The organism is Natronosalvus halobius (genome assembly GCF_024138145.1).
Lineage (GTDB): Archaea > Halobacteriota > Halobacteria > Halobacteriales > Natrialbaceae > Natronosalvus > Natronosalvus halobius.
In genome coordinates this window covers 2,282,305-2,307,947 of record NZ_CP099997.1, presented here as the reverse complement: position 1 = coordinate 2,307,947, position 25,643 = coordinate 2,282,305, and the positions used below count along the sequence as shown (strand labels likewise).

21 protein-coding genes and 1 tRNA gene are annotated in these 25,643 nt (G+C 63.4%); 15 read left to right on the top strand and 7 right to left on the bottom strand.

The genetic code is table 11. From position 1 onward, the window contains the following. Positions 1–27 precede the first annotated feature (27 nt). The gene (locus NGM15_RS11340; RefSeq protein WP_253430876.1) at positions 28–522 is read right to left on the bottom strand and encodes a universal stress protein; all 495 of its coding nucleotides are present in this window, start codon (positions 520–522) and stop codon (positions 28–30) included. Positions 523–762: 240 nt separating this feature from the next. Between NGM15_RS11340 and NGM15_RS11335 the strand changes: the two genes are divergently transcribed. Then, positions 763–1,221: a universal stress protein gene (locus NGM15_RS11335; RefSeq protein WP_253430873.1), complete on the top strand. Its 459-nt coding sequence runs from the start codon at positions 763–765 to the stop codon at positions 1,219–1,221. 72 nt (positions 1,222–1,293) lie between these two features. Further along, a complete protein-coding gene (locus tag NGM15_RS11330) occupies positions 1,294–1,731 on the top strand; it encodes a hypothetical protein (RefSeq protein WP_253430870.1) in 438 nt (145 codons plus the stop codon). Positions 1,732–1,794: 63 nt separating this feature from the next. Here NGM15_RS11330 and NGM15_RS11325 read toward each other — a convergent pair whose 3' ends face one another. Beyond that, on the bottom strand, positions 1,795–2,619 hold the full coding sequence (locus NGM15_RS11325) for a stage II sporulation protein M (protein WP_253430867.1): 825 nt from the start codon (positions 2,617–2,619) through the stop codon (positions 1,795–1,797). A 278-nt stretch (positions 2,620–2,897) separates the two neighbouring features. On the opposite strand from NGM15_RS11325, the gene NGM15_RS11320 reads away from it, so the two are divergent. From NGM15_RS11320 to NGM15_RS11295, 6 genes are all read left to right on the top strand, one after another. After that, positions 2,898–4,370, top strand: a complete 1,473-nt coding sequence (locus tag NGM15_RS11320) for an ATPase domain-containing protein (protein WP_253430864.1) — start codon at positions 2,898–2,900, stop codon at positions 4,368–4,370. Positions 4,371–4,420: 50 nt separating this feature from the next. Next, positions 4,421–5,572, top strand: a complete 1,152-nt coding sequence (locus NGM15_RS11315; RefSeq protein ID WP_253430861.1) for a sensor histidine kinase — start codon at positions 4,421–4,423, stop codon at positions 5,570–5,572. Between the two features lie 26 nt (positions 5,573–5,598). After that, on the top strand, positions 5,599–6,888 hold the full coding sequence (locus tag NGM15_RS11310; RefSeq protein WP_253430858.1) for an amidohydrolase: 1,290 nt from the start codon (positions 5,599–5,601) through the stop codon (positions 6,886–6,888). 188 nt (positions 6,889–7,076) lie between these two features. Further along, positions 7,077–7,871 (top strand): hypothetical protein, encoded by a 795-nt coding sequence (locus NGM15_RS11305; protein WP_253430856.1) that lies wholly within the window; start codon positions 7,077–7,079, stop codon positions 7,869–7,871. Between the two features lie 337 nt (positions 7,872–8,208). Continuing rightward, positions 8,209–9,525, top strand: a complete 1,317-nt coding sequence (locus NGM15_RS11300; RefSeq protein ID WP_253430853.1) for an adenosylhomocysteinase — start codon at positions 8,209–8,211, stop codon at positions 9,523–9,525. Positions 9,526–9,713: 188 nt separating this feature from the next. Next, a complete protein-coding gene (locus NGM15_RS11295) occupies positions 9,714–10,499 on the top strand; it encodes a DUF7089 family protein (protein WP_253430852.1) in 786 nt (261 codons plus the stop codon). A gap of 103 nt (positions 10,500–10,602) precedes the next feature. Here the strand turns inward: NGM15_RS11295 and NGM15_RS11290 are convergent, their stop codons facing one another. From NGM15_RS11290 to NGM15_RS11280, 3 genes are all read right to left on the bottom strand, one after another. Continuing rightward, the gene (locus NGM15_RS11290) at positions 10,603–11,181 is read right to left on the bottom strand and encodes a DUF7090 family protein (protein ID WP_253430849.1); all 579 of its coding nucleotides are present in this window, start codon (positions 11,179–11,181) and stop codon (positions 10,603–10,605) included. 204 nt (positions 11,182–11,385) lie between these two features. After that, complete coding sequence (locus NGM15_RS11285) at positions 11,386–13,008, bottom strand: ABC transporter permease (RefSeq protein ID WP_253430847.1); 1,623 nt, start codon at positions 13,006–13,008, stop codon at positions 11,386–11,388. Positions 13,009–13,289: 281 nt separating this feature from the next. Then, positions 13,290–14,501: an extracellular solute-binding protein gene (locus NGM15_RS11280; RefSeq protein ID WP_253430844.1), complete on the bottom strand. Its 1,212-nt coding sequence runs from the start codon at positions 14,499–14,501 to the stop codon at positions 13,290–13,292. A 236-nt stretch (positions 14,502–14,737) separates the two neighbouring features. Between NGM15_RS11280 and NGM15_RS11275 the strand changes: the two genes are divergently transcribed. Further along, positions 14,738–15,418, top strand: coding sequence for a class I SAM-dependent methyltransferase (locus NGM15_RS11275; protein ID WP_253430842.1), 681 nt, complete (start codon positions 14,738–14,740; stop codon positions 15,416–15,418). Between the two features lie 107 nt (positions 15,419–15,525). On the opposite strand, the gene NGM15_RS11270 is transcribed toward NGM15_RS11275, so the two are convergent. Both NGM15_RS11270 and NGM15_RS11265 read right to left on the bottom strand, forming a co-directional pair. Then, positions 15,526–16,167 carry a DUF1684 domain-containing protein gene (locus NGM15_RS11270; protein WP_253430839.1) on the bottom strand — a complete coding sequence of 214 codons (642 nt, stop codon included), beginning with the start codon at positions 16,165–16,167 and terminating at the stop codon, positions 15,526–15,528. 126 nt (positions 16,168–16,293) lie between these two features. Continuing rightward, complete coding sequence (locus tag NGM15_RS11265; RefSeq protein WP_253430836.1) at positions 16,294–16,704, bottom strand: hypothetical protein; 411 nt, start codon at positions 16,702–16,704, stop codon at positions 16,294–16,296. A gap of 137 nt (positions 16,705–16,841) precedes the next feature. On the opposite strand from NGM15_RS11265, the gene NGM15_RS11260 reads away from it, so the two are divergent. The 6 genes from NGM15_RS11260 to NGM15_RS11235 all read left to right on the top strand — a co-directional run bounded on the left by NGM15_RS11260 (position 16,842) and on the right by NGM15_RS11235 (position 25,094). Further along, complete coding sequence (locus tag NGM15_RS11260; protein WP_253430833.1) at positions 16,842–18,164, top strand: MFS transporter; 1,323 nt, start codon at positions 16,842–16,844, stop codon at positions 18,162–18,164. A 399-nt stretch (positions 18,165–18,563) separates the two neighbouring features. Continuing rightward, entirely contained in the window at positions 18,564–19,442 is an 879-nt protein-coding gene (locus tag NGM15_RS11255) for a homoserine kinase (protein ID WP_253430830.1), read from the top strand. A gap of 194 nt (positions 19,443–19,636) precedes the next feature. Further along, positions 19,637–20,239, top strand: a complete 603-nt coding sequence (trmY, locus tag NGM15_RS11250; protein WP_253430827.1) for a tRNA (pseudouridine(54)-N(1))-methyltransferase TrmY — start codon at positions 19,637–19,639, stop codon at positions 20,237–20,239. Between the two features lie 96 nt (positions 20,240–20,335). Next, entirely contained in the window at positions 20,336–20,860 is a 525-nt protein-coding gene (locus NGM15_RS11245; RefSeq protein ID WP_253430824.1) for a P-loop nucleotide/nucleoside kinase family protein, read from the top strand. A gap of 51 nt (positions 20,861–20,911) precedes the next feature. Beyond that, a tRNA-Pro gene (locus NGM15_RS11240) sits at positions 20,912–20,984 on the top strand. A 471-nt stretch (positions 20,985–21,455) separates the two neighbouring features. Continuing rightward, complete coding sequence (locus tag NGM15_RS11235; RefSeq protein ID WP_253430821.1) at positions 21,456–25,094, top strand: N-6 DNA methylase family protein; 3,639 nt, start codon at positions 21,456–21,458, stop codon at positions 25,092–25,094. Positions 25,095–25,643: the final 549 nt, after the last annotated feature.

The window sequence follows — 25,643 nt, the reverse complement described above, 5'->3', positions numbered from 1 at the left end:
GTAACCGCCGGATGTGGCCGGTTCGGATCAGCTCGTCGCCTGACCGCTCCCGGCAGCCGATCCCTCGTGTTCGTGTTCGTTTTCGTGTTCACCGTCCGCGTCGGGGAGCTGTCTGACCGTCAGGATCGGGATCGGCGACGTGCGGACGACGCGCTCGGCGACGCTCCCCAGCAGCAGCCGGTTCTCGCCGTGGCGACCGCGCGTGCCGGTGACGATCAGGTCCGCGTCCTGCTCGCGCGCGTACGTGACGATTTCGGGGGCCGGACGCCCCTCCCGGACCGCGGTCGTGATTCCGGGACCGGCCTCGTCGCGAACGCTCGAGAGCGCGCCTTCGGCGTGGGTCTCGAGGGCGGTTCGGAACTCCTCGCGGAGCTGTTCGGGCGAGGCGTCGACTTCGCTGGCGTCGACGACCGAGAGGGCGTGTACGTCGGCGCCGAACCGGGCGGCGAGGTCGATGCCGACCTCGACGGCGCGCTCGACGCTCTCGGACCCGTCCGTCGCGACGACGACCGTGTCGAACATGGTCGTACGTTTCCCCTCCGGGCCTATAAACGCATTCGAACGTCGCTGGTGCGGTGTCAGTCGGAACCGATCGGTCGGAATCGATGCCTCGAGCGAACGGCGCGTCTCCATATCTCGAAGACGAAGGGCGCGTTTCGACACTCCCGTCGACGGTGGGCGCGTCTCGACAGCGCGGCCGACGGACGACCGCCCGAGCGTGGAGACGGTTGGTTTTTTGCCACCGGCACACCCACTGGCCGTATGGACGTCAGCGATCCGCTCACCGTCGACACCGTGCTCGCCCCCGTCGACGGCAGCGAGGACTCCGCTACCGCCGTCGAGTACGCCGTCGCCATCGCCGACCGATACGACGCCACTGTCCACGTCCTGTTCGTCCTCGGCCGGGAGGTCGTTCACGGCATGGATTCGGGCGTCGTCACCGAAGCCGACGTCGCCGAGAATACCCAGGGCTTCCTCGAGGAGGTCGCAGGCGTGACCGACGCCTACGACGTCCAGTTCTCGACGTCGACGGCCCACGGCTTCTCGCCGTCGATCAAGACGCGCCATCCTGGAAGCGTCGTCCTCGACGCCGCCGAGTCCGTCGACGCCGACTTCATCGTGCTCCCGCGCGAGTCCGTGACCGACGCGCCGACGGAGGTCCTCGAGAAGGCCGCCGAGTACGTCCTCTCGTACGCGAGTCAGCCGGTGCTTTCGGTCTGACCGCGGCCGCGGACGACCAACCACGCGATAGCACGCCGGGGAACTACGGCGATTACGCTCGAACATTGGTCCATGCCCATTCCCGGCTACGATCCACAGGACATCATCGAACGGACGCTCGAGCGGACCGCTCCCGGAACGACCGCTCGCCTGGAACTGGTCGCCTCCTCGGTCCCCGACGCCGTCGAAATCGTCGAATCCGATACGGAGGCCCCGCCCGGCGCGCTGGGCGATCCGGTCGAACTGAACGCCGTCGACGAGGTCGAGGGACTCGTGGCCTGCCGCATCGAACTCCCGTACGATCCCTCGGAACTACCGCCGGGAGCCAGTCCGACCGACGTCGCGGTCGCCGTCGAGACGGACGACGGCTACGAGGTCCTTGAGTCCGAAGCGGACCTCGAGGAGACGACGGTGACGGCGACGGTGACTGACGCGCCACCGGGGTCCGTGGCCGTACCGGTGACGACCGACGACAGGGAGGTTCCGGTGGACGATTCGCCTCGAGAGTGAGCGTCCAGGACGCCGCAGTTGCTGGTCTCACCAATCCCGGAACCCGCCCCGGCGATCAGCCGATCAGATTTCGAAGAGTGTTTCTGCGATGGCGATGGTCAGGTACGCCTCGACGAACGCTGCAAGTACCAGCAGGAACCAGCCGAAGCACGCCAGCAGGCCGGTCCGATAGAGGTACCGCTTCGTGAGAAACGAGTCGCGGCTCCCGCGGAGACGCTGACCGAACCGGTGGACGAGCCGGAAGCCGATGCCGGCGGCGATGAAGAGCGCGGTGAGTTCGAACACGCCGTGGGGGACGAGCAGGGTGACGAACTCGGCGTACCCCATCTGACCGCCGATGCCGACGGCGAGATTTCCGATGAGGATGCCGTTGAAAACCATGATGAGAAGCGTGAACGCTCCGAGCGAGACGGCGCCGAGAATGGCGAGCGCGAAGGGGCCCGAGTTGTTGACGACGAACAGTCCGGCCGTCAGTTCGATCGAGGGGGATCCGGACCCCGATCCGGCACCGGGTTCGAGTTCCTCGTCGCCAACGAACTCCTCTCCGAGGGCCTCGAGCACGAACTCGAGCAGGTCGACCCCGAGCGCGTAGAGGAGCACTCCCAGGAGGATCCCAATAGCGAAGGTCGCGGCGGCGAAGCCGACGTACGGTCGGTGCTCGCGCCACCCTGCCTCGAGGGCTACGAGCACCCGTCGCTCGCTCAATTGATCGACGGCGGCGAACGCGGCGAACCCGAACGCCAGGAGCGACGCGCCGACGGCCGGTCGAATCGACGATTCCGTGACCAGGAGGTACAGCGCCGTCAGGAGCGTTAGAACCGCTAGCGCAAGCACGAGCACGAGTGGCCCGTCCCTCGAGTCCGTCGCCGGTCGCGAACGTGTCGCCATACGTCACGTACGGTCAACAAAGCGATAAATCCGCCGACTGTAACGGGCGCGATGAAGGTCGCTGCGGGTCTCGAGGGTAGCGAATCCTCACAATCGCGTCCGACGTCGTGGTGTCTCCGGCGGTCCGACCGATGCGGAGACTGTGGCGGTTGCTACCACACTTGCATCGATTCCCGATCGATTGTGCCGAATACCGGTGACAACCGTCGCTCGTTACGATTTTCAGGGTGTGGAGCACACAGGTTTTATCTCACCCTTCTCGTAGTGTCCCGTCGTCTATGTCGGCGTCCATCTCAACGATCCGATCGGGAATTGATGGCCTCGATACGCTTCTGAACGGCGGATTCGTCCGTGGTCGTATGTATCTCGTTCAGGGCGAACCGGGCACGGGGAAGACGCTTCTCGGTATGCACTTCCTCGAGGCTGGGCTGGACGAGGGAGAGACCGTGCTGTGTATCCACGGCGAGGAATCCCAAGAGGAAATTGTCTCGAACGGGCTGGCCGTCGGAATCGACGTCAGGGATGCCGAATTCCTCGACCTGGGGCCCGAATCGGACTTCTTCACCCAGGACGAGGCCTACGACCTGGTTCACCCGAGCGACCTCGAGCAAGAGCAGTACACCCGCGATATTCACGACGCGATCAAGGAGATCGATCCGACGCGGGTCGTCCTCGACCCGATTACCCAGCTCCGGTACGTCGAGTCGAGCGGCTATCAGTTCCGCAAGCGGATGCTCGCGTTCATGCGTTTCCTCAAACAGCGCGACATCACGGTCGTCGCCACGGCGCCCACGTCCTACGACGAAAAGTCCGACGCCGAGGTTCGTTCGCTGAGCGACGGGATCATCGAACTCACTCGCGGGATCGATGGACGACGCATCACCCCCGCGAAACACCGCGCGCTCGGCCAGATGGAGGGAGAACACGGTCTCGAGATCCGCCAACACGGGATCGAGGTCTACCCGGACGTCGTTCCCGTGCACGAAGAGACGACGTTCGATCCGACTCCGCTTCGGTCGGGAGTCGACGAACTCGACGACCTGCTCGAGGGCGGGTTCGAGCAACGGACGGTCACGTTCATCAGCGGCCCCTCTGGCGTCGGGAAGACGACCGTCGGGACGCAGTTCGTGACCAGGGCGGTCGAGGAGGGGATGACCTGTGCGGCCTACCTCTTCGAGGAGAGCATCGAGACCTACTGTCACCGAACCAAATCGATCGGGTTCCCCATCGGCGACATGCGCGAATCGGGTGATCTCACGATCGAGCAGGTAGAACCACTCACCCTCTCGAGCGAGGAGTTCGCTCACCGAGTCATCGAGCAGGTCGAGACTGAGGGAACCGACGTCGTGTTCATCGACGGTATCGACGGCTACACGATCTCGGTTCAGGGTGAGGAGTCAGAACTGATTCGAAAGCTTCACGGCCTGACCCGTTACCTCAAAAACGAGGGCGTGACGGTTATCTTCACGAACGAGATCTCCGAGATCACCGGTATCTCGACGGCGACGAGCCCGAACATCAGCTACCTGGCTGACAACCTCATGTTTATGAGCTACGTCGAGATGGACGGTCGACTGCGGAAGGTCATCGGCGTCCTGAAGAAACGAACCGGCGGGTTCGAGCACAGTCTCCGGGAGTTCGAGATCACCGACGACGGCCTCCGGGTCGGCGACCCGCTCTCCGGACTCCACGGCGTGCTCCAGGGGAACCCCCGTATGAGCGATATTCGCGACCTGGCGCAGGATGAGTGACCGAGGCCCGAGTCGATCGACAGCCCTCCACCAGCTGGAACACACGACCAATGAGTAACCCGAACCGCGTCGAGCACCGACGGTCCGAAAGCCGCGTTCAGCTCCTGATCTCCCAGGACCGAAACCGGGCGGCCGTCCGTCACCTGCTCGAGGATCGCTACGAGGTGCTCACCGACGAGTCGGTGGTCGAGGCCGACGCATACCTGGTCGACGACTTCTCGTTCCCCGATTACCACGCGCCCCTCGAAGAGCACGTCGAAAAGAGCGATCCGGCGTTCTGCCCGGTCGTCCTCGTCCGGCGGGAACGGACGAACCCTCGAATCGTCCTCCCCGACCCGGACGAGAACGACGACTCGCTCCTGGTCGACGAGATCGTCACCGCGCCGATCGAGCGTGAGCCGCTGGTTCGACAGCTCAACTCGCTGCTCGCCCGGCGCCAGCAATCCCTCGAGTTGATGCACTACGTCACCCGACTCGAGGACTCCAACCGCGCACTCGAGCAGTTCGCCTACGCGGCCAGCCACGACCTCCAGGAGCCCCTGCGGATGGTCTCGAGTTACCTGCAGCTGATCGAACGCCGGTACGGCGACGACCTCGACGAGGACGGCGAGGAGTTCCTCGCGTACGCCGTCGACGGGGCCGAACGCATGCATCGGATGATCAAGGCGCTCCTCGAGTACTCGCGGGTCGACACCGAGTCGGGGTCGTTCGAACCGGTCGACCTCGAGACGGTCGTCGAGAACGTGCGTTCGGATCTGCGGATGAAGATCGGGGAGTCCCAGGCGGACCTCAGAGTCGACCCGCTTCCGATGGTTCGTGGCGACGCCGAGCAGCTCCGACAGCTCTTTCAGAACCTGTTGAGCAACGCCCTGGAGTACACCGACGAGGAGTCTCCGACCGTCCATATCGGCGCCGAACAGGATGGGGAGCTGTGCCAGGTGAGCGTGACGGACGACGGGCTCGGCATCAGCCCGGAGAACCAGGATCGGATCTTCGACGTGTTCGAGCGACTCCACACCCGCGACGAACATCCGGGGACGGGGATCGGACTGGCGCTGAGTAAGCGCATCGTCGATTGCCACGACGGGCGCATCTGGGTGGAGTCCGAACCCGGGGAGGGGTCGACGTTTGCGTTCACGTTACCGCTGGCCGGCGAATCGGCGGAGAGCGAGGCGGCGTCGAAATCGGAGACGGCAGATTAACACCTCCCCCGCCGAAACGTCACGCAATGACCACGCTGGCGATCGTCGGCGGGGACTGCCTCCGCCCCGACGGAACCGTCGACCGCGCGGACGTACTGATCGATCAATCGACCGGCGAGATTCTCGAGATCGGCGAGGACCTCGCGGCCGACGAGACGCTCGAGGCGACCGACTGCCTGGTGACGCCCGGCTTCGTGAACGGCCACACCCACGTCGCGATGACGCTCCTGCGGGGGTACGCCGACGACAAGCCCCTCGACGCCTGGCTCAGAGAGGACATCTGGCCCGTCGAGGCCGCCCTCTCGGCCGAGGACGTCCGGGCTGGCACCGAGTTAGGGTTGCTCGAGTTCATCAAGGGCGGCGTCACCGGCTTCGCCGACATGTACTTCGAGGTGCCCGAAATCGCCGCCGCAGTCGAGGAGGCTGGCCTCCGGGCGCGACTCGGTCACGGTATCGTCACCGTCGGCAAGGACGAGGCCGATGCCCGAGCGGATGCCCAGGAGAGTCTCGACGTGGCCAGCGAGTTCGACGGCGCGGCCGACGGTCGCATCTCGACGGCGTTCATGCCCCACTCGCTGACGACCGTCTCTCAGGAGATTCTCGAGGAGTTCATCCCGAAGGCCCGTACTGAGGATATCCCGGTCCACTACCACGCGAACGAGACCACCGACGAGGTCCACCCCATCGTCGAGGCACAGGGCATTCGCCCGCTCGAGTACGCCGACGAGGTCGGGATGCTCGAGGACGAGGACTTCGTCGCCCACGGTGTTCACCTGAACGAGCGCGAGATCGAGTTACTCGCCGAGACGGGAACCGGCGTGATCCACTGTCCGGCGTCGAACATGAAACTCGCCAGCGGCATGGCGCCGGTCCAGGGACTCCTCGACGCAGGGGCCACGGTCGGCCTCGGTACGGACGGCGCCGCCTCGAACAACGATCTCTCGATGCTCGACGAGGCCCGCGACGCCGCGATGCTCGGCAAGCTCGCCGCGAACGACGCCAGCGCGGTCCCCGCCGAGGCGGTCGTCGAGATGCTCACCCAGGGGAGCGCCGACGCCATCGGTCTCGAGAGCGGCCGCCTCGAGGTCGGCGGCGCGGCCGATCTCGCCGTGATCGACCTCGAGGCGCCCCACCTGACGCCCCGCCACGACCTCGTGAGCCATCTGACGTACGCGGCCGCCGCGAACGACGTCCGCCACACGGTCTGTGACGGGCAGGTGCTGATGCGTGACCGGGTCGTCCAGACGCTCGACGAGGACGCCGTTCGACGACGAGCGACCGAGCACGCCGCGGCCGTCCTGGAGCGGGTGGCCTGACCGGGGTCGTTCGCACTGTTCAGCGAAACGAACGGTCGGTCTCGGATGCGCTGCAGCCGTGAGCGTACGTTGAACACTCAGTGTATTCTATAAACGCTATAAACGGTTCTCGGACGGCCAAAACGAACGTCAACGAACCCGAACTGCTGACGGGGTTTATCAGTGATCTCGAGGGTGTTCCAGCCGGGATGAGACGCCACACACTCACCGCAGCGGTACTGGCTGCGGCGATGATCCTCTCGGTGCTGGCCCCGCTCGGTGCGGCGGCCATGGCCAGCGAGGACACGACCGAATCGCAGCTCACGATCGATGTCGACCAGACGGACGACGTCGTCGTGACGATTGAACACAACGGAACGGCAGCCGACAACGCCACACTCGAGGTCGCCCCGAGCGACGAGAACGCCTCCTACGCGGGTAACGGAACGTACACGGCCGACGAGAACGGAACCGTCGCGTTGCCGACCCCCGAGGAGAACGTCTCCGTCGATCTCACGGCGTCCGCCGAAAACGTGACGGCCACCACGAGCGTGACGCTCGAGGCGGCCGATGACGAAGACGGTGACGAAGACGAGTCGGCCGACTCCTTCGGTGCCCTCGTCTCGCAGTTCATCGAGGAGAACCGTAACGACACGGATGGTCCGTTCGGAATCGCCGTCGCGAACTTCGTCGTCCAGAACAATCCCGGGAACGCCCCGGATCACGCCGGTCCACCGAGTGACGACGAGCGCGGCCCACCAGCCCACGCGGGTCCTGACGGCGATGCGGACGACGATGGTGACGCCGACGACGAAGGCGATGACGCTGATGACGACCGTCGTGGCCCGCCGGACAGAGACGATGACGACGAGCGCGGCCCACCAGCCCACGCAGGTCCTGACGACGATGTGGACGACGATGGGGAAGAAGTTGACGGGATCGACGAAACTGACGAAGAAAGCGACGACGAAGACAGCGACGACGAGGACGGTGGCGACAACTAACTCCGCTCGACCACGATAGAACCCGAATCGAGCCCGAATCAGAACCCGAACCCGGACTGACCCCCCAACCGGCTTCGGGTCGAACGCGCTGCTGGGGGAGCGTACCGGACGCGGTCGCTGTCAGAGGCACTCACTACGCTCCTCGCCGGATACCCCGCTCCTGGACTCCCCTCTCGAAACGTGACCTCTTCGAGCCGCTACTCCACACCCGAACCGACAGGTTTCTTCGGACCCGCCGCCGATCGGGGCCCAATTATGACCTCGAGACGTCGACGACTCCCTCGCAACCCGACCCGCCTTCGGTAGGGTTTTGAGCGCCCTCTGCCTCTATCGGAACATGACCGACTATCCACCGATCAGCGACCAGCTATCGGCCGCCGCCGAGGACCCCGACTCGGACGTCCAGGACCTCGAGTCCGCACGCGAGGAGGGCCGACGCAAGATGGACTGGGCCGCCCAGCACATGCCGATCCTCACCGCGCTCCGGGAGGAATTCGAGGCCGATCAGCCACTCGAGGGCGAGCGCATCGCGATGGCGATGCACGTCGAGGCCAAGACGGCGAACCTCGTCGAGTTGCTGGCCGATGGCGGCGCCGAGGTCGCCATCACCGGCTGTAACCCGCTCTCGACCCACGACGACGTGAGCGCGGCGCTCGACACCCACGAGCGCATTACGTGCTACGCGAAACGCGGCGTCGACAGCGAGGAGTACTACGACGCGATCCACGCGACGCTCGACCTGGAGCCGACGATCACCGTCGACGACGGGATGGACCTCGTCGCGGCCGTCCACGAGGACTACCCCGAACTCATCGACGGCATTGTCGGCGGTGCCGAGGAGACGACCACGGGCGTTCACCGCCTGCGCGCGATGGACGAAGACGGTGCGCTCGAGTATCCCGTCTTCGCGGTCAACGACACGCCGATGAAGCGACTGTTCGACAACGTCCACGGCACCGGCGAGTCCTCCCTCGCGTCCATCGCGATGACGACGAACCTCTCGTGGGCCGGCAAGAACGTCGTCGTGGCCGGCTACGGCTACTGCGGGAAGGGCGTCGCGAAGAAGGCTGCCGGCCAGAACGCGAACGTGATCGTCACCGAGGTCGAGCCCCGACGGGCGCTTGAGGCCCACATGGAGGGCTACGACGTGATGCCGATGGTCGAGGCCGCCGAGATCGGCGACGTCTTCCTCACGACGACGGGCAATCGCGACGTCATCGTCGAGGAGCACTTCGAGGTCATGCAAGATGGCGTCTTGCTGGCCAACGCGGGCCACTTCGACATCGAGGTCGACCTCGAGGGACTCGCCGACCTCGCAGTCGACACCTACGAGGCTCGCGACGGCGTGCAGGCGTACGAACTCGCGGACGGCCGCCGCCTGAACGTAATCGCGGAGGGACGACTCGTCAACCTCGCGGCCCCCATCGCGCTCGGCCACCCGGTCGAGGTCATGGACCAGAGCTTCGGTATCCAGGCCGTCTGCGTCCGCGAGATGGTCGAGAACGGCGAGGCGTACGGCCCCGGCGTCCACGACGTGCCGGACGAACTCGACAAGGAGATCGCCGAGATCAAACTCGCCGCCGAGGACGTCGCGTTCGACGACCTGACGGACGTCCAGCGCGAGTACATGGGCTCGTGGGACCACGGGACCTAGATACGTCCGCCGAATTTTCCGGTACCGCCGGTCGAACGCACCCTCGAGCGCGGGCAGACAGATGGTTTTAAGCGAATCGCTCGCCGAGTTGGCGCCATGAGCACTGCAACGAAGGTCGTCGTCACCACGATCGCCGCCTCGGCCCTATTGGCGCTGCTGTTCGTCGCCCAGGCGATCGTCGCCGCCTGATGTTCGAGGAACGCACCCTCTCGCCGGCCGTCGACGCCGTTCGCGAGGAACACGCCCCCGAGGCGCTCGTCCTGGACGCGGGCCGTGATTTCGAGACGCTTCCGCCGGCCCAGGCGGAGGATCTCGGCCTGCTGGTCGAGGGTCTCGAGCCGTCGACCTACCCAGCCGAGTGGCTTCCCGAGGACGCACCGCGCCTCCTCGCCCGGTACGCTGGACGGGATTTCACCATCGGGATGCCCGGAGACGGGAGCATCGTCTGGACTCGCCAGACCAGGCCGCCGGTCGTGCTGGTCAAGAGTCGCGTCCAGGGGACGCCCGAGTCCTTCCTCGACTTCCTACTCGCCGAAGCGCTCGTCGAACTCGGCCTCGACGTACCCGAACACTTCCTGGGGTTCTTCGAGGAGGCGTATCGAGACCTCGACGCGGCCGTCCCGCTCGAACCGAACGCCACCTACCAGATCGCCGCCGCGCTGTACGACGGCTGGACGGGACTACAGACCCGCGATGTCTTCCGGTCCTGGACGGACGCCCACCCCGAACTGGCGGAAGCGTGGGCGGACGCCGGGACGAGACTCGAGGGTCGGGTCTCCGAACTCCCGGGGGCCGTCGCCCACGGGGAGACGGACCTCGCCGACGCGACGGAACTCGCGTGTGCAGCTATCAAACACGGCCTCGAGTTACCGGCCCCGTTCGCGGCCCTCGATACGAGCGCCTACCGCGACCACGGCCCGTCCTACGCGGTCCGGTGGGCCGAGAAGACGTTCGCGGCGCTCGAGGATGCGTAAGCACTCGATGTGTGAGCACTCGAAGTATGAGCACTCGAAGCGTAAGCACTCGAAGTAGAACTCGAAGACTCGAAGTAGTAAATCCGCGCCCGCGACCCGCCGATCAGAACTCCGCCGTGACGGTCCCGTCCTCGTCCAGGTCGACGATACCGGCGAACAGTCCTCGGAACTGATCGACGACGTCGGCGTCGTGGACCTCCTCGGAGAGGTGAAACAGGCCGACGGCGTCATGCTCCTCGAGCAACCCCACCAGCCGTTCGACGGTCTCGAGAGCGGCGTCTTCGCCGGCGTAGTAGGCGAGTTCGGTGACCGAGTCGAAACTCAGCCGTACCTTCCCGTCGTTTTCCTCGAGGAAGCGCTCGACCTGACGGACGATGCCGTCGACGTCGTCGGGGGCGGCGACGTAGTGGACATCGTCGCTCGAGCGCCGGGAGTAGCCCCGCTCGATGCTCAGGGTGTCCAGGATTACGGCGCGGGATTCGTCGACGTCGTAGTACTCGAGTTTCTGGGTGACCTCTCGGGCGGTGGTTCGCGTCGAGACGACGAGGAACGAATCGGTGTCGGTCTTCAGAAAGTCGGTGTCGATGCGGTCCGTTTCGCCGGTGCTCGGGTGCAGGAGGAGAATTCCCGTCCCCCCCGGTACGGTCTCCGGCGTCCCCTCGATTTCGAGCGCGTACTCCATACTGGAGGGAACAAGTTTCGGGATTGACTTAAGGATGCGGATGTCCGACGGCGTTCGGTTTCCGTCGTCGTGACCTGACCGAACGGCTGCGCGAGTTCCGCGCCGTACCGCGGGCGGAGGTGACGCGCGCCACTCGGGTTCGTGCATCGTCTCCTCGATATCCCGTCCATCCAGGAGTGATGTCTCGAGCGGCGGCTACCGGCGTCACACCCGTTCCTGCCGGAGGATGATGACCATCGAAATTCCCGAAACGAGGATGAGTATGAGGGCGGGAATCGCCGCGTGGCCGTAGAGGCTGGCGCTCTCGGCCGCCCAGATCCGCGTCACGAGCGTCTCGAAGCCGGTCGGCCGCAGGAGCAGCGTCGCCGGTAGCTCCTTCATCGTCGTGAGAAAGACCAGTGCTGCGCCCGCGACGATACCGGGGGCAATCAACGGCAGGGTCGCTTGTCGGAACGCTTCGAGCGGGCCGTGTCCGAGAGTTCGAGCGGCCTCGTGGAGACGGGGGTTTACCTGCAGAATCGACGTCCGGGTCGAGCCCACCGCCTGAGGCATGAACCGGACGACGTACGCGAAGACGAGGATCGGGATCGACTGGTAGACGCGCAGCGAGAGCGGTCCCAGGGCGAGGTCGCCGTAGTTCGCGCCGAAGAACACCAGCGCGAGGCCAATGATGATCCCGGGAACGGCGTAGCCGACGTAGGTCGCCCGCTCGAAGAGGTGCCCGAGCCGGGAGTCAGAGCGCGCCGAGAGGTAGGCGACGGGCAGGGCGAAGAGGGCGGCTACGACCGCCGCCAGTCCAGCCACCTGCACCGAATTCCAGACGTACACCCACTGGAACGTGAAGCTCTCTGGGACGTCGCTCTGGCTCGTCGAGAGCCACGAGAGGTAGATCAGGATCGGCATCGCCAGCGTCACGAACCCGAGGAGCCCGCAGGCGAGCGTCGCCGGATATTTGAGGCGGCCGAGGCGGATGCGGTCGTCGGTCCTGCCGGCAGCACCGGAGGTGTGAATCGTCTCGCTCCCGCGCACCCGGGACTCGACGGCCAGGATGAAGACCGTGATGACGATCAACTGCAGCGAGAGGAACGCGGCGTAGTCTGCTCCGCCGAGGCTCCGGTGCTCGAGGTAGATCTGTCGCGTGTAGACTTCCGCCTGGAGGAACGCGGGAGTGCCGAAGTCGGAGACGGCGTAGAGGGCGACGAGCAGGGCACCGGCGACGATCGCCGGGCGAATCTGGGGGAGGGTCACGCGCCGGAACGCCGCCAGGCGGTCGTGCTCGAGCGTTCGCGCGGCGTCGACGAGCGTCGTGTCCAGCCGGATCAGGGCCGCTCGCGTCGTGACGTAGACGTAGGGGTAGGTGTAGAGGGCGATGATGACGATGGCACCCGGGAGGCCGTAGATGCTCGGCAGTTCCTGGACGCCGAGTGGCTCGAGCCATCCCTGAACGATTCCGCGGGGTCGGAAGACGGAGACGAACGCGAAGGCGCCAATGTAGCTGGGGACGGCCAGCGGGAGGGCGACGACGACCGTCCAGAACCGACGGTAGGGGAGGTCCGTCCGGACGGTCAACACGGCGAGCGGGACGGCGATGAACACTGAGAGAAGGGTCACGCCGACCATCAACAGGACGCTGTTGGTGAGAATTTCGAGAGTGCGCGGGCGGACGACGATCCCGTAGGCGCGTTCGAACTCGACCCCGCTGGCCCGATAGAGGAGCCAGGTGAGCGGAAAGACCATCAGGGCGGCGATGGCCCCGCTCAGGAGGGTCAATCCGAGCGGTCTGGCGGCTCCCGGTCGGGCAGGTTCGGAGACTGGTTGGTCGCTCATGGTGTGGCGGGGCCGCAGACAGTACGTTTCGCTACTCGAAAATTGCCAGAGTATGCTGTAAAGGGTTTCGGAAGGGGGGACATCGTTCGACGCTGTGATACGCGAGACGGGTCGAACCGGATCGAATTGAATCCGGAGGCATCGAGACCCGGCAGGACGACGCGCCGAAACCGGCGGCGTGCTATGGGACGTGCCGGTCGAGTCGGCGGGCCGGACGCTTGCGTTCCCGTCTCGAGTGAGCGACGGGCGCTCGCCTTCGAGTGCTCGTGGTCGCTGTCGGTTTACCGGATGCCGACCTCGCGGAGGAGGTCGACGGCGGGCTCGATGTCGGCGAGCTGGTTCAGGTCGAAGTCGGGGTAGTTGATCTCGTCGAGCGGCGGTACTTGATCGTGGACGTAGTCGACGCCGGGGATGACGGCGTACTCCTTGTTCGTCTCGACGAAGAATTGCTGGCCCTCGTCGCCCAGGAGGTGGCGGATGAAGTTCGTGGCGAGGGTCTGTTCGTCGCTGCTGTCGAGGACGGCAGTCCCGGAGACGTTGAACAGCGACCCGAGGTCGCCGTCGGTGTAGGTGACGTTGATCGGGGCGTCAGGCTGGTCGCTCATCAGCCGGCCGACATAGTAGTGGTTGACGAAGCCGACGGTAACCTCGCCGGTGGTGATCGCCTCAGGAGTCGTCGATCCGCCCTCGTAGCCGGTGACGCCCGCGTCCTCCATGTCCGTGAGGTACTCGCGGGTGGTCTCCTCGCCATGTTCGATCATGAGCGCGCGGACCCACGCGAGGAACGATCCGGAGTCGACGCGCCACCCCATCTCGTCCTGGAACCGCTCGTCGTCGGGGTACGCGAAGATGTCCGTCGGCAGGTCGCTGGGGCTCCACGTGTCCGTATTGTAGGCGATACAGCGAACGCGTCCAGAGACGCCGGTCCAGGTGCCGTCCGGGTCGCGCCACGCGTCGGGAACGGTGTCGATGATGTCGTCCGGCAGTGACGTCGTTCGTCCCTCGTTCGCGAGCGCGCCCAGCGTACCGGAATCCTGGGTGTAGAAGATGTCGGCCGGGCTGTTCTCGCCTTCCTCGAGAATGGTGCTCAGGTGAGTCTCGTTGTCGTCGTAACGGATTTCGACGGTGAGGTCGTCGTAGTAGTCTTCGATGTCCCGGAGCACGGGATCGATCTGCGATTCCTTTCGGCCGGAGTAAATGGTGAGCGAGCCCTCGAGGTCGGGGAGGTCGTCCCAGGACGTTCCCTCGGCGGTGACTGGTTCGCCATCGGGGTTGGAGGAGTTGCTTTCGTCACCGTTGCCGTCGTTTCCATCACTGTTACCGTCGCTTCCGTTGCCGTCGCTTCCGTTGCCGTCGCTTCCGTCACCGTTACCATCGTCCCCTCCGCCGAGGCAGCCGGCCAGCCCGGCAAGCCCGGTGACGGCGAGGCCGGAACCAGCGAGGAGTCGACGGCGGTCGGTATCCAGCGAGTCGTCGCGGTCGTGCGTTGCCATACGTAATTTTAGGTTGACCTAAAGCACAAATACCTGTCGGTATCGTCCGTCGAAAACGTGAGAACGGAGGGCTGGCAGTGGCTCGTCGACGAACCATCGCCCGATGCCCACGGGTTTTGGCTGGCCTAAATCCCTCCACGTGCATCTATTTAGGACGACCTAAAGAGTGTGTCGGTCCGGACGCGGTCGGGGCGGCAACCGAAAGTACCTTTCGTCACTCGCGCTCGAATAGTATCATGAGCGTTCGCGAGGAATTCGACGAGTGGGCGACCGACGGTCGAGACAAGGGTATGGAGACACGCCATTGGCACACGGCGAAGCACGCGCTTGCGCGGATGCCGGTCGAAGCAGGCGACACCGTTCTCGACCTGGGATGTGGCAGCGGCTACGCCGGACGCGCCCTCCAGGAGACGAACGATGCCGGAGCGGTTTACGGTCTGGACGGCGCACCCGAGATGGCCCGCAATGCCGCGAGCTACACCGACGATTCGCGCGTCGGCTACGTCGTCGGCGACTTCGGATTCCTCCCGTTCGCCGACGATAGCGTCGACCACGTCTGGACGATGGAGGCGTTCTACTACGCCGCCGACCCTCACGAGGCGCTCGCGGAGGTCGCTCGCGTGCTTCGCCCGGGCGGGACCTTCTACTGCGCCGTGAACTACTACGAGGAGAACGTCCACTCACACGGCTGGCAGGACACCATCTCGGTGGAGATGACCCGCTGGAGTCGCGACCAGTACCGGGAGGCCTTCCAGGAGGCGGGGCTGTACGTCGCCGAACAGGACTCGATTCCGGATCGCGAGACCGAGATTCCGGACGAGAGCGCTTTCCCTACCGACGACTGGGAGACGCGCGAGGACATGGTCGAACGGTACCGGGAGTACGGGACGCTCTTGACGGTGGGCGTCGCGCCCTGACGTCGTCGATTCCCGCTTAGTACGATTTTCCTCGCCTCTCAGTCCACTTTCTCCTCGCCTCTCAGTCCACTTTCTCCCCGCCTCTCAGTCCACTTTCTCCTCGCCTCTCAGTACGTCTTCTCACCCGCCGGAATCGCCACATCGAGCCAGTTCTCCTCGGGCGGAAGCGGACAGTCGAACGTCTCGCTGAACGCACAGAACGGCGAGTACGCGAGGTTGAAGTCGACGACGAGGGCCTGTCCGTCCTCGAGGTCGCCGTCGACGTCGAGTTCCATGTACCGGCCGCCGCGGTAACTCTGCTGGCCCGTCGTCTTGTCCCGGAACGGGACGAACAGTTCGTCGATGCGCCCGTCCTGACTATAGGCCGCGAGTTCGTACCTTCCCCCCGCGAGGTCCGGATCCCCCCGATCGAGGTCGAACGTGAGGGTTGCGACCCGGAGGTAGCGCACTTCGCGTCCAGCGGTCGTCTCCATCGCGACGGGGTCGGCCTCGGGGTCTTCCTCCAGGTCGACCGTCGCTTTCACCCGGTACTCGAGGTCCGGTTCGAAGTACCCAAGGCCGTCGAAGTCCTCGCGGTCCTCGGGTGGGATCGGCGACTGGGGGTGATCGGCGAAGAATTGGTCCTTCTCCGCGCGTTTTTCCTCGAGTGCCCGGCGGTACTCCTCGCGGTCGACGTCGGTGGCGGCTCCGCGGTCGCTCGAGGAGCCAGGATCAGGGTTAGGGTCAGAGTCAGGGTCGTCGGTCGTCATAGCCGCCGATTGGCCCGCCGGACGGGTATGCCTTCCGTACTCAGCATTCTTCCAGGCGTCGACTGGTGAGTGAAAACCGGATAAACGCTATCGGTTTCACCCATCAGATCAGGCTTGGAACGCCACTCAGGGGCCCCCGGGCCCGCCGTCGACGTCGGGGAGGCGGGAGGGGTCCTCCTTCGCGGCGCGATAGGCAACCAGGAACTCGTAGCCGAACCAGCCGACGACGGTGAGGGCTGTGAGGCCGGCGATCGCCTGTCGCTCGAGCCCCTGGGCGCCCCCCACGAACAGGAACGCGAAGACGACGGTCAGGAAGACCACGATCCGTAGCCGGGTGAGGGGCGATCGCTCGTCGTCGGTGCGTGCGAGGTACAGTTGCGGTACGGCGACGCCGAGCCCGACGATCACTAGGAAGCCAAAGAGCGGACTCGACCAGCGAGGCAATCCGAGCGCGTTCGTCACGAGGTCCAGCCCGAGGATGACGGCGGCGACGAGCGCCATCGATCCCAGCAGGACGCGACTCTCTCGAGAGACCATACACGGGGGATTCGTCTGCCAGCGAGTAGCCGTTTTGGTTCGCAGTCGAACGGGCGGAGCGTCCGCGGTCGTTCCGGGTTCCAGAAAGTGAACCCGGTTCCGGAACGATTACTCGGCTGTACCCCGGAGGTGGAGGCATGCTGTCGATCGTCGGTCGCTTCCTCTCGCTCTTTCGCGTGGACCGGCGCGTGCTGGCGCTCGCGTTCGCCCGGATGGCCGACGGCGTCGGCAACTCGTTTCTAATCATCGTCATCCCGCTGTACGTCGGCAGCGACCTGATCGCCGGAAACGCGTTCGGCCTCGAAGAGGCCGTCGTCATCGGCACGATCCTCTCGCTGTACGGCTTTCTCAGCAGCAGCGCCCAGCCGTTCACCGGGCGGTACTCCGACCGAACGGGCAAGCGAAAGGCGTTCATCCTGGTCGGCCTCGCCGGGTTGGCCGTGACCAACCTGGCGTACGTCTTCGCCGACACCTACACGCACCTGTTCCTGATTCGCGGCCTGCAGGGTGTGAGCGTCGCCTTCATCGTCCCGACGTCGATCGCGCTCGTGAACGAACTCGCGACCACGCGGGATCGAGGCGGCAACATGGGCGTCTACAACACCTTTCGGCTGATCGGTTTCGGCGCCGGTCCGGTCGCTGCCGGGGCGGTCGTCAGTGCGGGACCGTACGCGCTGTCGATCCCCGGGACGAGCGACCCCGGAGTTGCCATCAACGGGTTCGACGCAGCCTTCTACGTCGCGACGGTCACCGCGGCGGTGAGCTACCTGCTGGTCACCGTCCTGGTCTCCGATCCCGAGTCGACGGTGGCGGACGCAGGGTCGGATCTCTCCATCGACGTGTTCGATCGGTCGGGTCGTCACCTCCTGGACCCGGTCTTCACCCTCGGGGTTGCGACGCTCTTTCTCGCGGGCTCGATCGCTCTGTTCGCGACACTCCAGCCCCAGATCAACGCTCGTCTCGAGCAGGGATCGACCTGGTTCGGGCTCCAGTTCGCCGGCTTCGTGATCGCGCAGATCATCCTCCAGACGCCGATCGGTCGGGCGAGCGACCGGTTCGGGCGACGACCGTTCATCGTCGCCGGGATGGTCCTGTTGATCCCGACGACGATTGTGCAGGGGTACGTGTTCACCCCCGAGACGATGTTGCTCGCCCGCCTGGCCCAGGGCGTCGCCGGTGCGATGGTGTTCGCCCCCTCGCTCGCGCTGGCCGGCGACCTCGCGGGCGCGGGCGAGTCCGGGACGAAACTGTCGGTGCTGACGATGGCCTTCGGGTTCGGCATCGCCCTCGGCCCCTTCGCCTCCGGGACGCTCGTCGGCTACGGCTTTCGAGTGCCGTTTCTCTTCGGCGGCGCAATCGCTGCGGTCGGCGCGGTACTCGTCATAACGCAGGTCGAGGAGACGCTCGAGGTCGACCGAGCCGACGACCAGAGCGAACGTGGTGAACCGGCTGACGGGTAGCGTCGATCCGCTTCAGCACTTGAGGCGTACACATATCCAGCCGTGAGATTGTACCACCCGGATCGCAAATGACGGGTAATGGACCCTCTCCCAGCCGCACTCGAGGTCACGATCTACGCCGTCCTGGTCGCGATCGGGCTCGCGGGACTCTCTCTTCACGTCCACTTTCGACGACTCGGCGAGCATCGATAATCGGCTCCGCTGCTGGAGTTGGAACCCACCTGGAAGCGGACCGGTAGCTCCCGATAGATGCCGGCTGACTCCGGACCGGTAGCTCCCGATAGATGCCGGCTGACTCCGGACCGGTAGCCACCGATGGGTGACGACTGGCTCGCGACTCGGGCGGCGACAGTCGCGCGCTTCGCTACCTTTTTCCCGCCGCTGTGGGTACGACACGCCATGCGAACCGTGCGAGCGCCCGCGACGAGCGCGAATCTCGGCAGTGGCTACGACGTATTCGGCCTCGCACTCGAGACGCCCGCGGACGTCGTGCGCGCCGAGCGCGCTGAGGAGACCTCGATTTCGGTGACAGGCGTCGGTAGCACCTACATCCCGGAAGATCCGAAGTCGAACACCGTCGGGGCGGTCGCGGAGGCGCTCGGGGTGACCGCCCACATCCACATCGACAAGGGCGTCCGTCCGTCGTCGGGGCTCGGCTCCTCGGCCGCGAGTGCCGCCGGTGCCGCCCTCGCGCTGAACGCCCTTTACGACCTCGGACACAGTCGAACGGACCTCGTCTCGGCGGCCGCCGAGGGCGAGGCGCTGGTCTCCGGAGAGGCTCACGCCGACAACGTCGCGCCGTCGTTGCTGGGCGGGTTCACCGTCGTCACCGAAGACGGCATTACGCAGGTCGACGCCTCTCTCTCGCTGGTCGCCTGCCTCCCCGAAACCGTGGTTTCGACGCGCGACGCCCGCGAGGTCGTCCCCTCGTCGACGTCACGAGCGGCCGTCACCGAAACCGTGGGAAACGCGGCGACGCTCGCGGTGGGAATGACGCGAAACGATCCCGACCTCGTCGGGCAGGGGATGGACGACCCGGTCGTTACACCCGCTCGAGCGGCCCTGATCGACGGCTACGACGACGTCAGGGCGGCGGCCCTGGAAGCCGGCGCGACGGGCGTAACGGTCAGCGGCGCCGGCCCGTCCCTGTTGGCGGTCTGTCGGACCGGCAACCAGCGGGCGGTGGCCGACGCGATGCTCGAGACGTTCGACGACGCGGGCGTCGAGAGTCGCGCCTACCAGACCCGGGTAGGGCAGGGTGCGATGCTCTACGACTGACGCACCGTTCAGCGACCTGTCGACTGACGCGAGGTCCGAGGACGTACCGACTGAGGCGACGTTTGGCGACGTACCGATTGAGGCGACGTTTGGCGACGTACCGACTGGCACGAAATCCGACGACCCACCCACTGGCGTGTGACCTGGCGACCGATACCCATACACACGAGGCGCCTCGAGTATCGAGTATCCGTATGCGCCAGTTCGTCCTCATCGCCCACGACGTCCCCACCGACGCCGACTTCTCGCTCGACGACCTCGCCGGCGGCGCCGGCCGACTCGATGCCCTCTGTCGATCGATTACCGCCGCGTTCGTCACCTCACACGGCATCCGCACCGACGTCCGGGTCCACCTCGTCGTCCAGGACACCTACACGATCACCTTCGACGGGAGTGACCTCCGGAACCTCAACCCCGACGAGCGAAGTACGGCTGCGCTGGTCCGGACTGCCCTCGACCACCGCGAGGGGGCCATCGGTGCGCTGCCCGCCGAGCCGAGCCCCGGGGTCGAACTCTACCGACGCGGGTTCGCCGAGACGCTCGACGCAGTCGCCGGGGACGGCCCGGTGATTCAACTCCACGAGGACGGTGATCCTGTCGTTGACGCCGATCTACAATCGCTCGCCGACCCCACATTCGTCCTCTCGGATCATCACGATTTCACCGAGGAGGAGGCCGACCTGCTGGCCGAGGCGGCCGACCAACGACTCCGACTCGGACCGACGCTGCTCCACGCCGACCAGGCGATCACCGTCGTGCACCACTACCTCGACACCGAGGGCTACGAGCGGATCTGAGGGCCATTGCGAGTCGTCGTGAACGGGACGCCTCTGGGCCCGTATCGAAGCGCAAAGGCCAAACCCCCTCCGTCCCATTCACTCACCGAACCCGAAATGTCCGAACGGAAGCGTCTCGTCGTCGTCTGCGGGCTCCCCGGCACCGGAAAAACGACCGTCGCGTCAGACCTCACGGAGCGACTTGAGGCGGACCTCGTCCGCACCGACGTCGTGCGCAAGGATCGGTTCCCCAACCCGGAATACACCGAGACGGAGACGCAGACGACCTACGAGGCGACGCTCGCCCGCGCGTCCAGGGCGCTCGAGCGCGACGGCGTCGCCGTCGTCGATGGGACCTTCCGCCGGGAACCTCTCCGCGAACGGGCGCGAGCGGTCGCCGACGACGCCGACGCCCGGTTCGAACTCGTTCGCGTCGAGTGTGACACGTCCGTCGTTCGCACGCGTATCGCGGAACGCGAGGGTGACGAGAGCGACGCCGACTTCGCCGTTTACGAGCTCCTGGAGTCGGAGTTCGAGCCACCAGCGGAACCTCACCACCGGGTAGACAATTCCGGCTCGCTGGCGGAGACCCGTCGCCAGCTGGCCGCGATCTGTGAGACGCTCGGGGCGCGAGTCTCCTGAACCGGACCCATTCGCAAGCGTTAAACTGTCGGCGGGCCTCGACTCGATTGCGGGCCGGTGGGGTAGCTTGGTATCCTTCGGCCTTCGGGTGGCCGTAACCTCAGTTCGAATCTGAGCCGGCCCATTTCTCCCACCGAACAACGACGACGAGCGGAGCGAGTCGTCCGTGAGGTAGAGAAATGCAGCCGCGCAGATTCGAATCAGGGAGCGGCTTCGCCGCGACCGTGGTTCGAATCTGAGCCGGCCCACTTTCGGTTTCCCGCACTCTGGTGCCGCCTGTAACCGCCCAGATGTCGACGGGTTTCGCACTGCTATCGCGCCCACGGTTGGTTTTAATTCTATTTGCAGTGCTGTGGAGTGGTCAAAGCAGTTATACGTTTTCCGTCGAGCCGACAACGGCTGGAGGTTGTTGCAGACGTCGATGTTGCTGGCAGTACCGGAACTGTCACCAATATTGTCGACCGGCGTAACGAGTACGAAACCCGAATGCTTGAACACTGATACACGTATCCGGACATGGAACCAGAGCCAGCGAACTAGCCGATGATAGGGCGACAGGGAAAGTATGATACTGGTCTGGTGGAAGGAACAAGTCATGAGTGAACTTTCGGAATCTATCTCTGAACACTTACCTGACGATTTTGACGAAGTCGTTGAAGATCCCAACTTTGGTGAGGAAACCGCAGCCAAGAACTATGGCGTCCCGATCCTAAAGGAACTCGGGTTAGAGCATGCAGACTATGAAGAAATTATCGAGTCGGGTGATCGGCCAGACTTCGTCTGGAGCGACAAAGATGGTATCACTCGAATCGTTGGTGAGCTAAAGAAACCCTGGGACGAAGACCGGAGTGAGGACAACCCTCGATACAAAATCGAGCAGGCTATCGAAGAGGCCCGCATCTACAACGACCAACTCAAACTCAAATACATTCTGGCAACCGATGGACGGTACATCTTCTTCAGCAACGAATACGACTCTCCCGCTTCTGAACTCGAACTTGATCTCCTCGAGGTTTACCAGAACACCAACAGTGATAGTGTCGAACGTACTGCTGCACAACTCGAAACCCGCATCATGCAAACGTATAGTGGTGAATGGAACGATCACCCCAGTGAGCGTAATATCAGTAACGATGGGATCTTCCAAGAATTCATAAAGGCGTCGCGCGCGGCGCTCAATGAAGATTTGTTCCCTTCTATCCAACGGCGATTTACTGCCTACCAAAACCAGTACGAGGAATTCGAGGAAGAACTCGATGACATCGATGAGAAACGCGAGAAACTTAGAGAAGAATATCGCGACTACATCGACTGGGAACCCTACCGAGATACGATCGACACACTCGCAGAGGACTTACAGTTCGACTACGAAGACCATCTCGACGGAGCAGCTTCTTCAAGCAACCTCAACGAGGGAAAATGGATCGATAGAGCGGGTGAATTCCGTGAGGAACTCATCGGCTTCCGAAATGACGTCTCAGAACTAAAGTCGGAGTACGTACACTCCCGAGATTGGCACGACAAGTGGCAGGAATGGCTTGTATTGACCGGCAAGGACTACGAAAGCGCAAGTAAATCGGATAAAGAGGAGATTCGAGAGACGTTCCAACTCCAGACTCTCAACGTCCTCTACAACCGCTTACTCCTCATTCGCACCTTCGAAGACCTGGGTATAATCGGCCAGGTCATCTCTGATGGCTTCATCAAGTTCTTCGACGAGAAAGTGCAACTGCGGAACAACAAGTATACAGAACCACTCACGACAGCGTCTCGCCAAGCAGAGGAAGTTTACTCGCCGCTCTTCCGGCGAGACACACCGCATGACTGGTACCATTACGAAGAGGACGTTCTCAAGACCGTTCTTCGACGATTTGACAACTTCAACTTCCGGGATATCGACCGTGACATCTTCGGAGAGATGTACCAGCAGTGTTTGGACAGCGAGAAACGGAAACGCCTCGGTGCGTTCTACACACCGCCGCAGGCGGTCCACTTCTTGATGGACTACTCCGGTTTCACTACCCAAGAGTCCAACATTGCTCGAGCCGGGGACAAAGTGCTTGACCCGGCCTGCGGTAGTGGGACGTTCGTGTTGGAGGCGATGAGTAGGGTAATTGGGTCGCTGAAGGACAGTGGCTACGACTTTACTCGAGATGATGACTTCCTGGAAGCGATTGGAGTGATTAATGAGAAACTGCGTGGGTTCGACATTGACCCCTTTGCAGTTCAGCTCGCCCAAAGCAATCTCCTGATTCGGGTGCTTCAGGAACGATACAGTGGAAGTGGGGGTAATACTCATCTTGAAATGCCGTCGTTTAGCACCTATGAGACCGATTCCCTGCTTACGGTGAAGGAAACCGGGCAGGTAGACAAAGATCGGTTCTATCGAGCCAGAGAAAACGACCCAGAGAACCTGGACAACATCATCGAAGCGAAAGAAGACGACTACGAGTGGGTATTCGGGAATCCACCTTACGTACGCACGCACAACCAAGACCCGAGAGTTAGTGAGGAATATGATTCGCTCCACGATACCTTTGGTGACGAACAAAGCGACATCTTCCTAGCCTTCATCGAACAGGCCCTCGAATGGCTTGACGATGGGGGGCGACTAGCGTTCGTTATCTCGAACAAACTGCTTGTTACCGACGCGTCTGAAGATGCGATGCAGTTCATGCTGGACAACGCGACGATCGATTTCGTCGGTGACCTCACCCGCTGCAAAATCTTCGGGATAGACGTCAACGTCTTCCCGATCTTGATTGTCCTAACAAAGCGGAGTGGCGACGAGTACGAGCAGGAGCGCGAAGAAAACGAAACGCAGGTCGCGAAGATCTACCCGAAGGGAAGCAAGGAAACCAACGAGTGGGGGCACGCGCTTGATTACGTCGCATCAGAAATAATCGAGTGGCGTGACGAACCGTCGGATTACGATTTTGAGGATAACTTTGAAAGCGATGAGTACCCCGACGTTACGAACGAAGATACGTACGACACGTACACAGTAGCCCAAAACCGTTTCACTGAGAACTGGAGCGACTGGGCTGACGTGCTGAAGCTGAACTACCAGATCACGGACGACCTGTGGGATGTAGTTCAGGAAATGGAGGACACAGACGACTGTGTTCCTCTCAAGAATATTTGCCCGACACTGGAGGATGGCGGCGGTCGGGGTGGCCCGCCAAGTCGCGGTGAAGAACCACGCTATTACCGTGAGTACCTGACCAACAAAAGCAATGGCGTCCCCGTAATCACCGGATCGAACTTGAACAAGTTCTACCTCGGTGACGAACAGCCGGACGTCAACGAGTACGTCGATATCGATACGATGGAATCAGACTTAGACGACCATACTATCGATACAAACATCTCGGAATCCAAACTCGACGTATTCCAGAACAAGACGAGAATCGCGTACCGTGCTGCTGCGCCGGAACTCACGTTCGCTGTCGATGATCCGTCCGATAGGGTTCGGTACTACAACAAGCGTGCGTACTTCATCCTCCTCAACGGGGGGTCGAACAACACGCTTGGGCAGTTCACTGCACAGGGCTCAATCAACGACCCGTACTACATTTGTGGGCTACTGAACAGTGAGCTTCTGGATTTCTACTACAAGGCCTACTACGAGCATCTGTCCTTCCGGCACGCACCCGCGATTGAATGCCGAACATCCCATATGACTCATCTGCCGATTTACGTCTCTAACGACGATGAGCGTGATCGGGTTAGTGGGTACTCAGAGGATCTACACACGGCAAAGCGTGACATTCAGGCTATTCGATACGACCGGGCCACGCTGATGGAAACCTTTGAGGAGCGGGGGGACACGGTGCCATTCCGGACGTTTGTTAAATCAGTCGTAGACAGTCATGACCGGTACAGCCTCAAGTCCTACAATATTGAGCAGGACGGTACCGAGGTCAAACTGAATCGGTACTATCGGGTTGAGCTAGAAGATGAGGAAACTGCGAGCGATCTCACAGACTTCCTAAAGGAATTCGGTGATGAGTATGTCTCTGGTGGACAGTTGCGGGATCTGTCGTTGCCATCGGATCTCGACGAGTTCCGTGAGGAACAGGCAGGTCTCACAGAAGATATCGAGGATTTGGAGTCTACAATCAGCAATGCAGAAGAGAACCTGAATAGTGCTGTGTACGAATTGTATGGTGTAGAAGATCACCGCGAGGAGGTTGAAGAGTACTTGGAGAGTTTCTTGAAGGTTATCAAGTAATCATTTGTATGGTTTCTGTAGTGAACGTTGCTGGTGCCGATGGGCCTGGCCTTTCATCGGAACGAGACGATATCGATGCTGGGGAAGTGAACTACGGCGATGATTTTCACTCCCCTGTGCAGTCTCCTGTGGATCTTTCAAAGTGGTCAGAACGGCAATCGGAGGTTCCTGCTTCAGCACAGGGTTGGGGAGTTGCGGGTGGAGAGCAGAATACACAGACGTTCGGACAGATGAGTAGTGGGGATTATGTTCTCTTCTACAGGGTAGGTGAAAGCGCCTATAAGGGAACGGCTTCGACACGACCGTGGTTCGAATCTGAGCCGGCCTCCCGTTCTTCCCGCGTTCGACCTCCTCGCTGTCGATCGGCGTCGCTGAACGCGGCTGAACGGTTGGAGACTCAACTCGGGATCGTGAGCTCCGTCCTGGAGGGCGAACGAAGCGGACGACCCGGGCGCCTCGGGCCCGCTCGGGGGAGGGGGGGGGGGTGAACCAGTCACGTTTGACAGACACTCGAGAACCGACCATTCACCGCTGACTGCCATTGTTCCG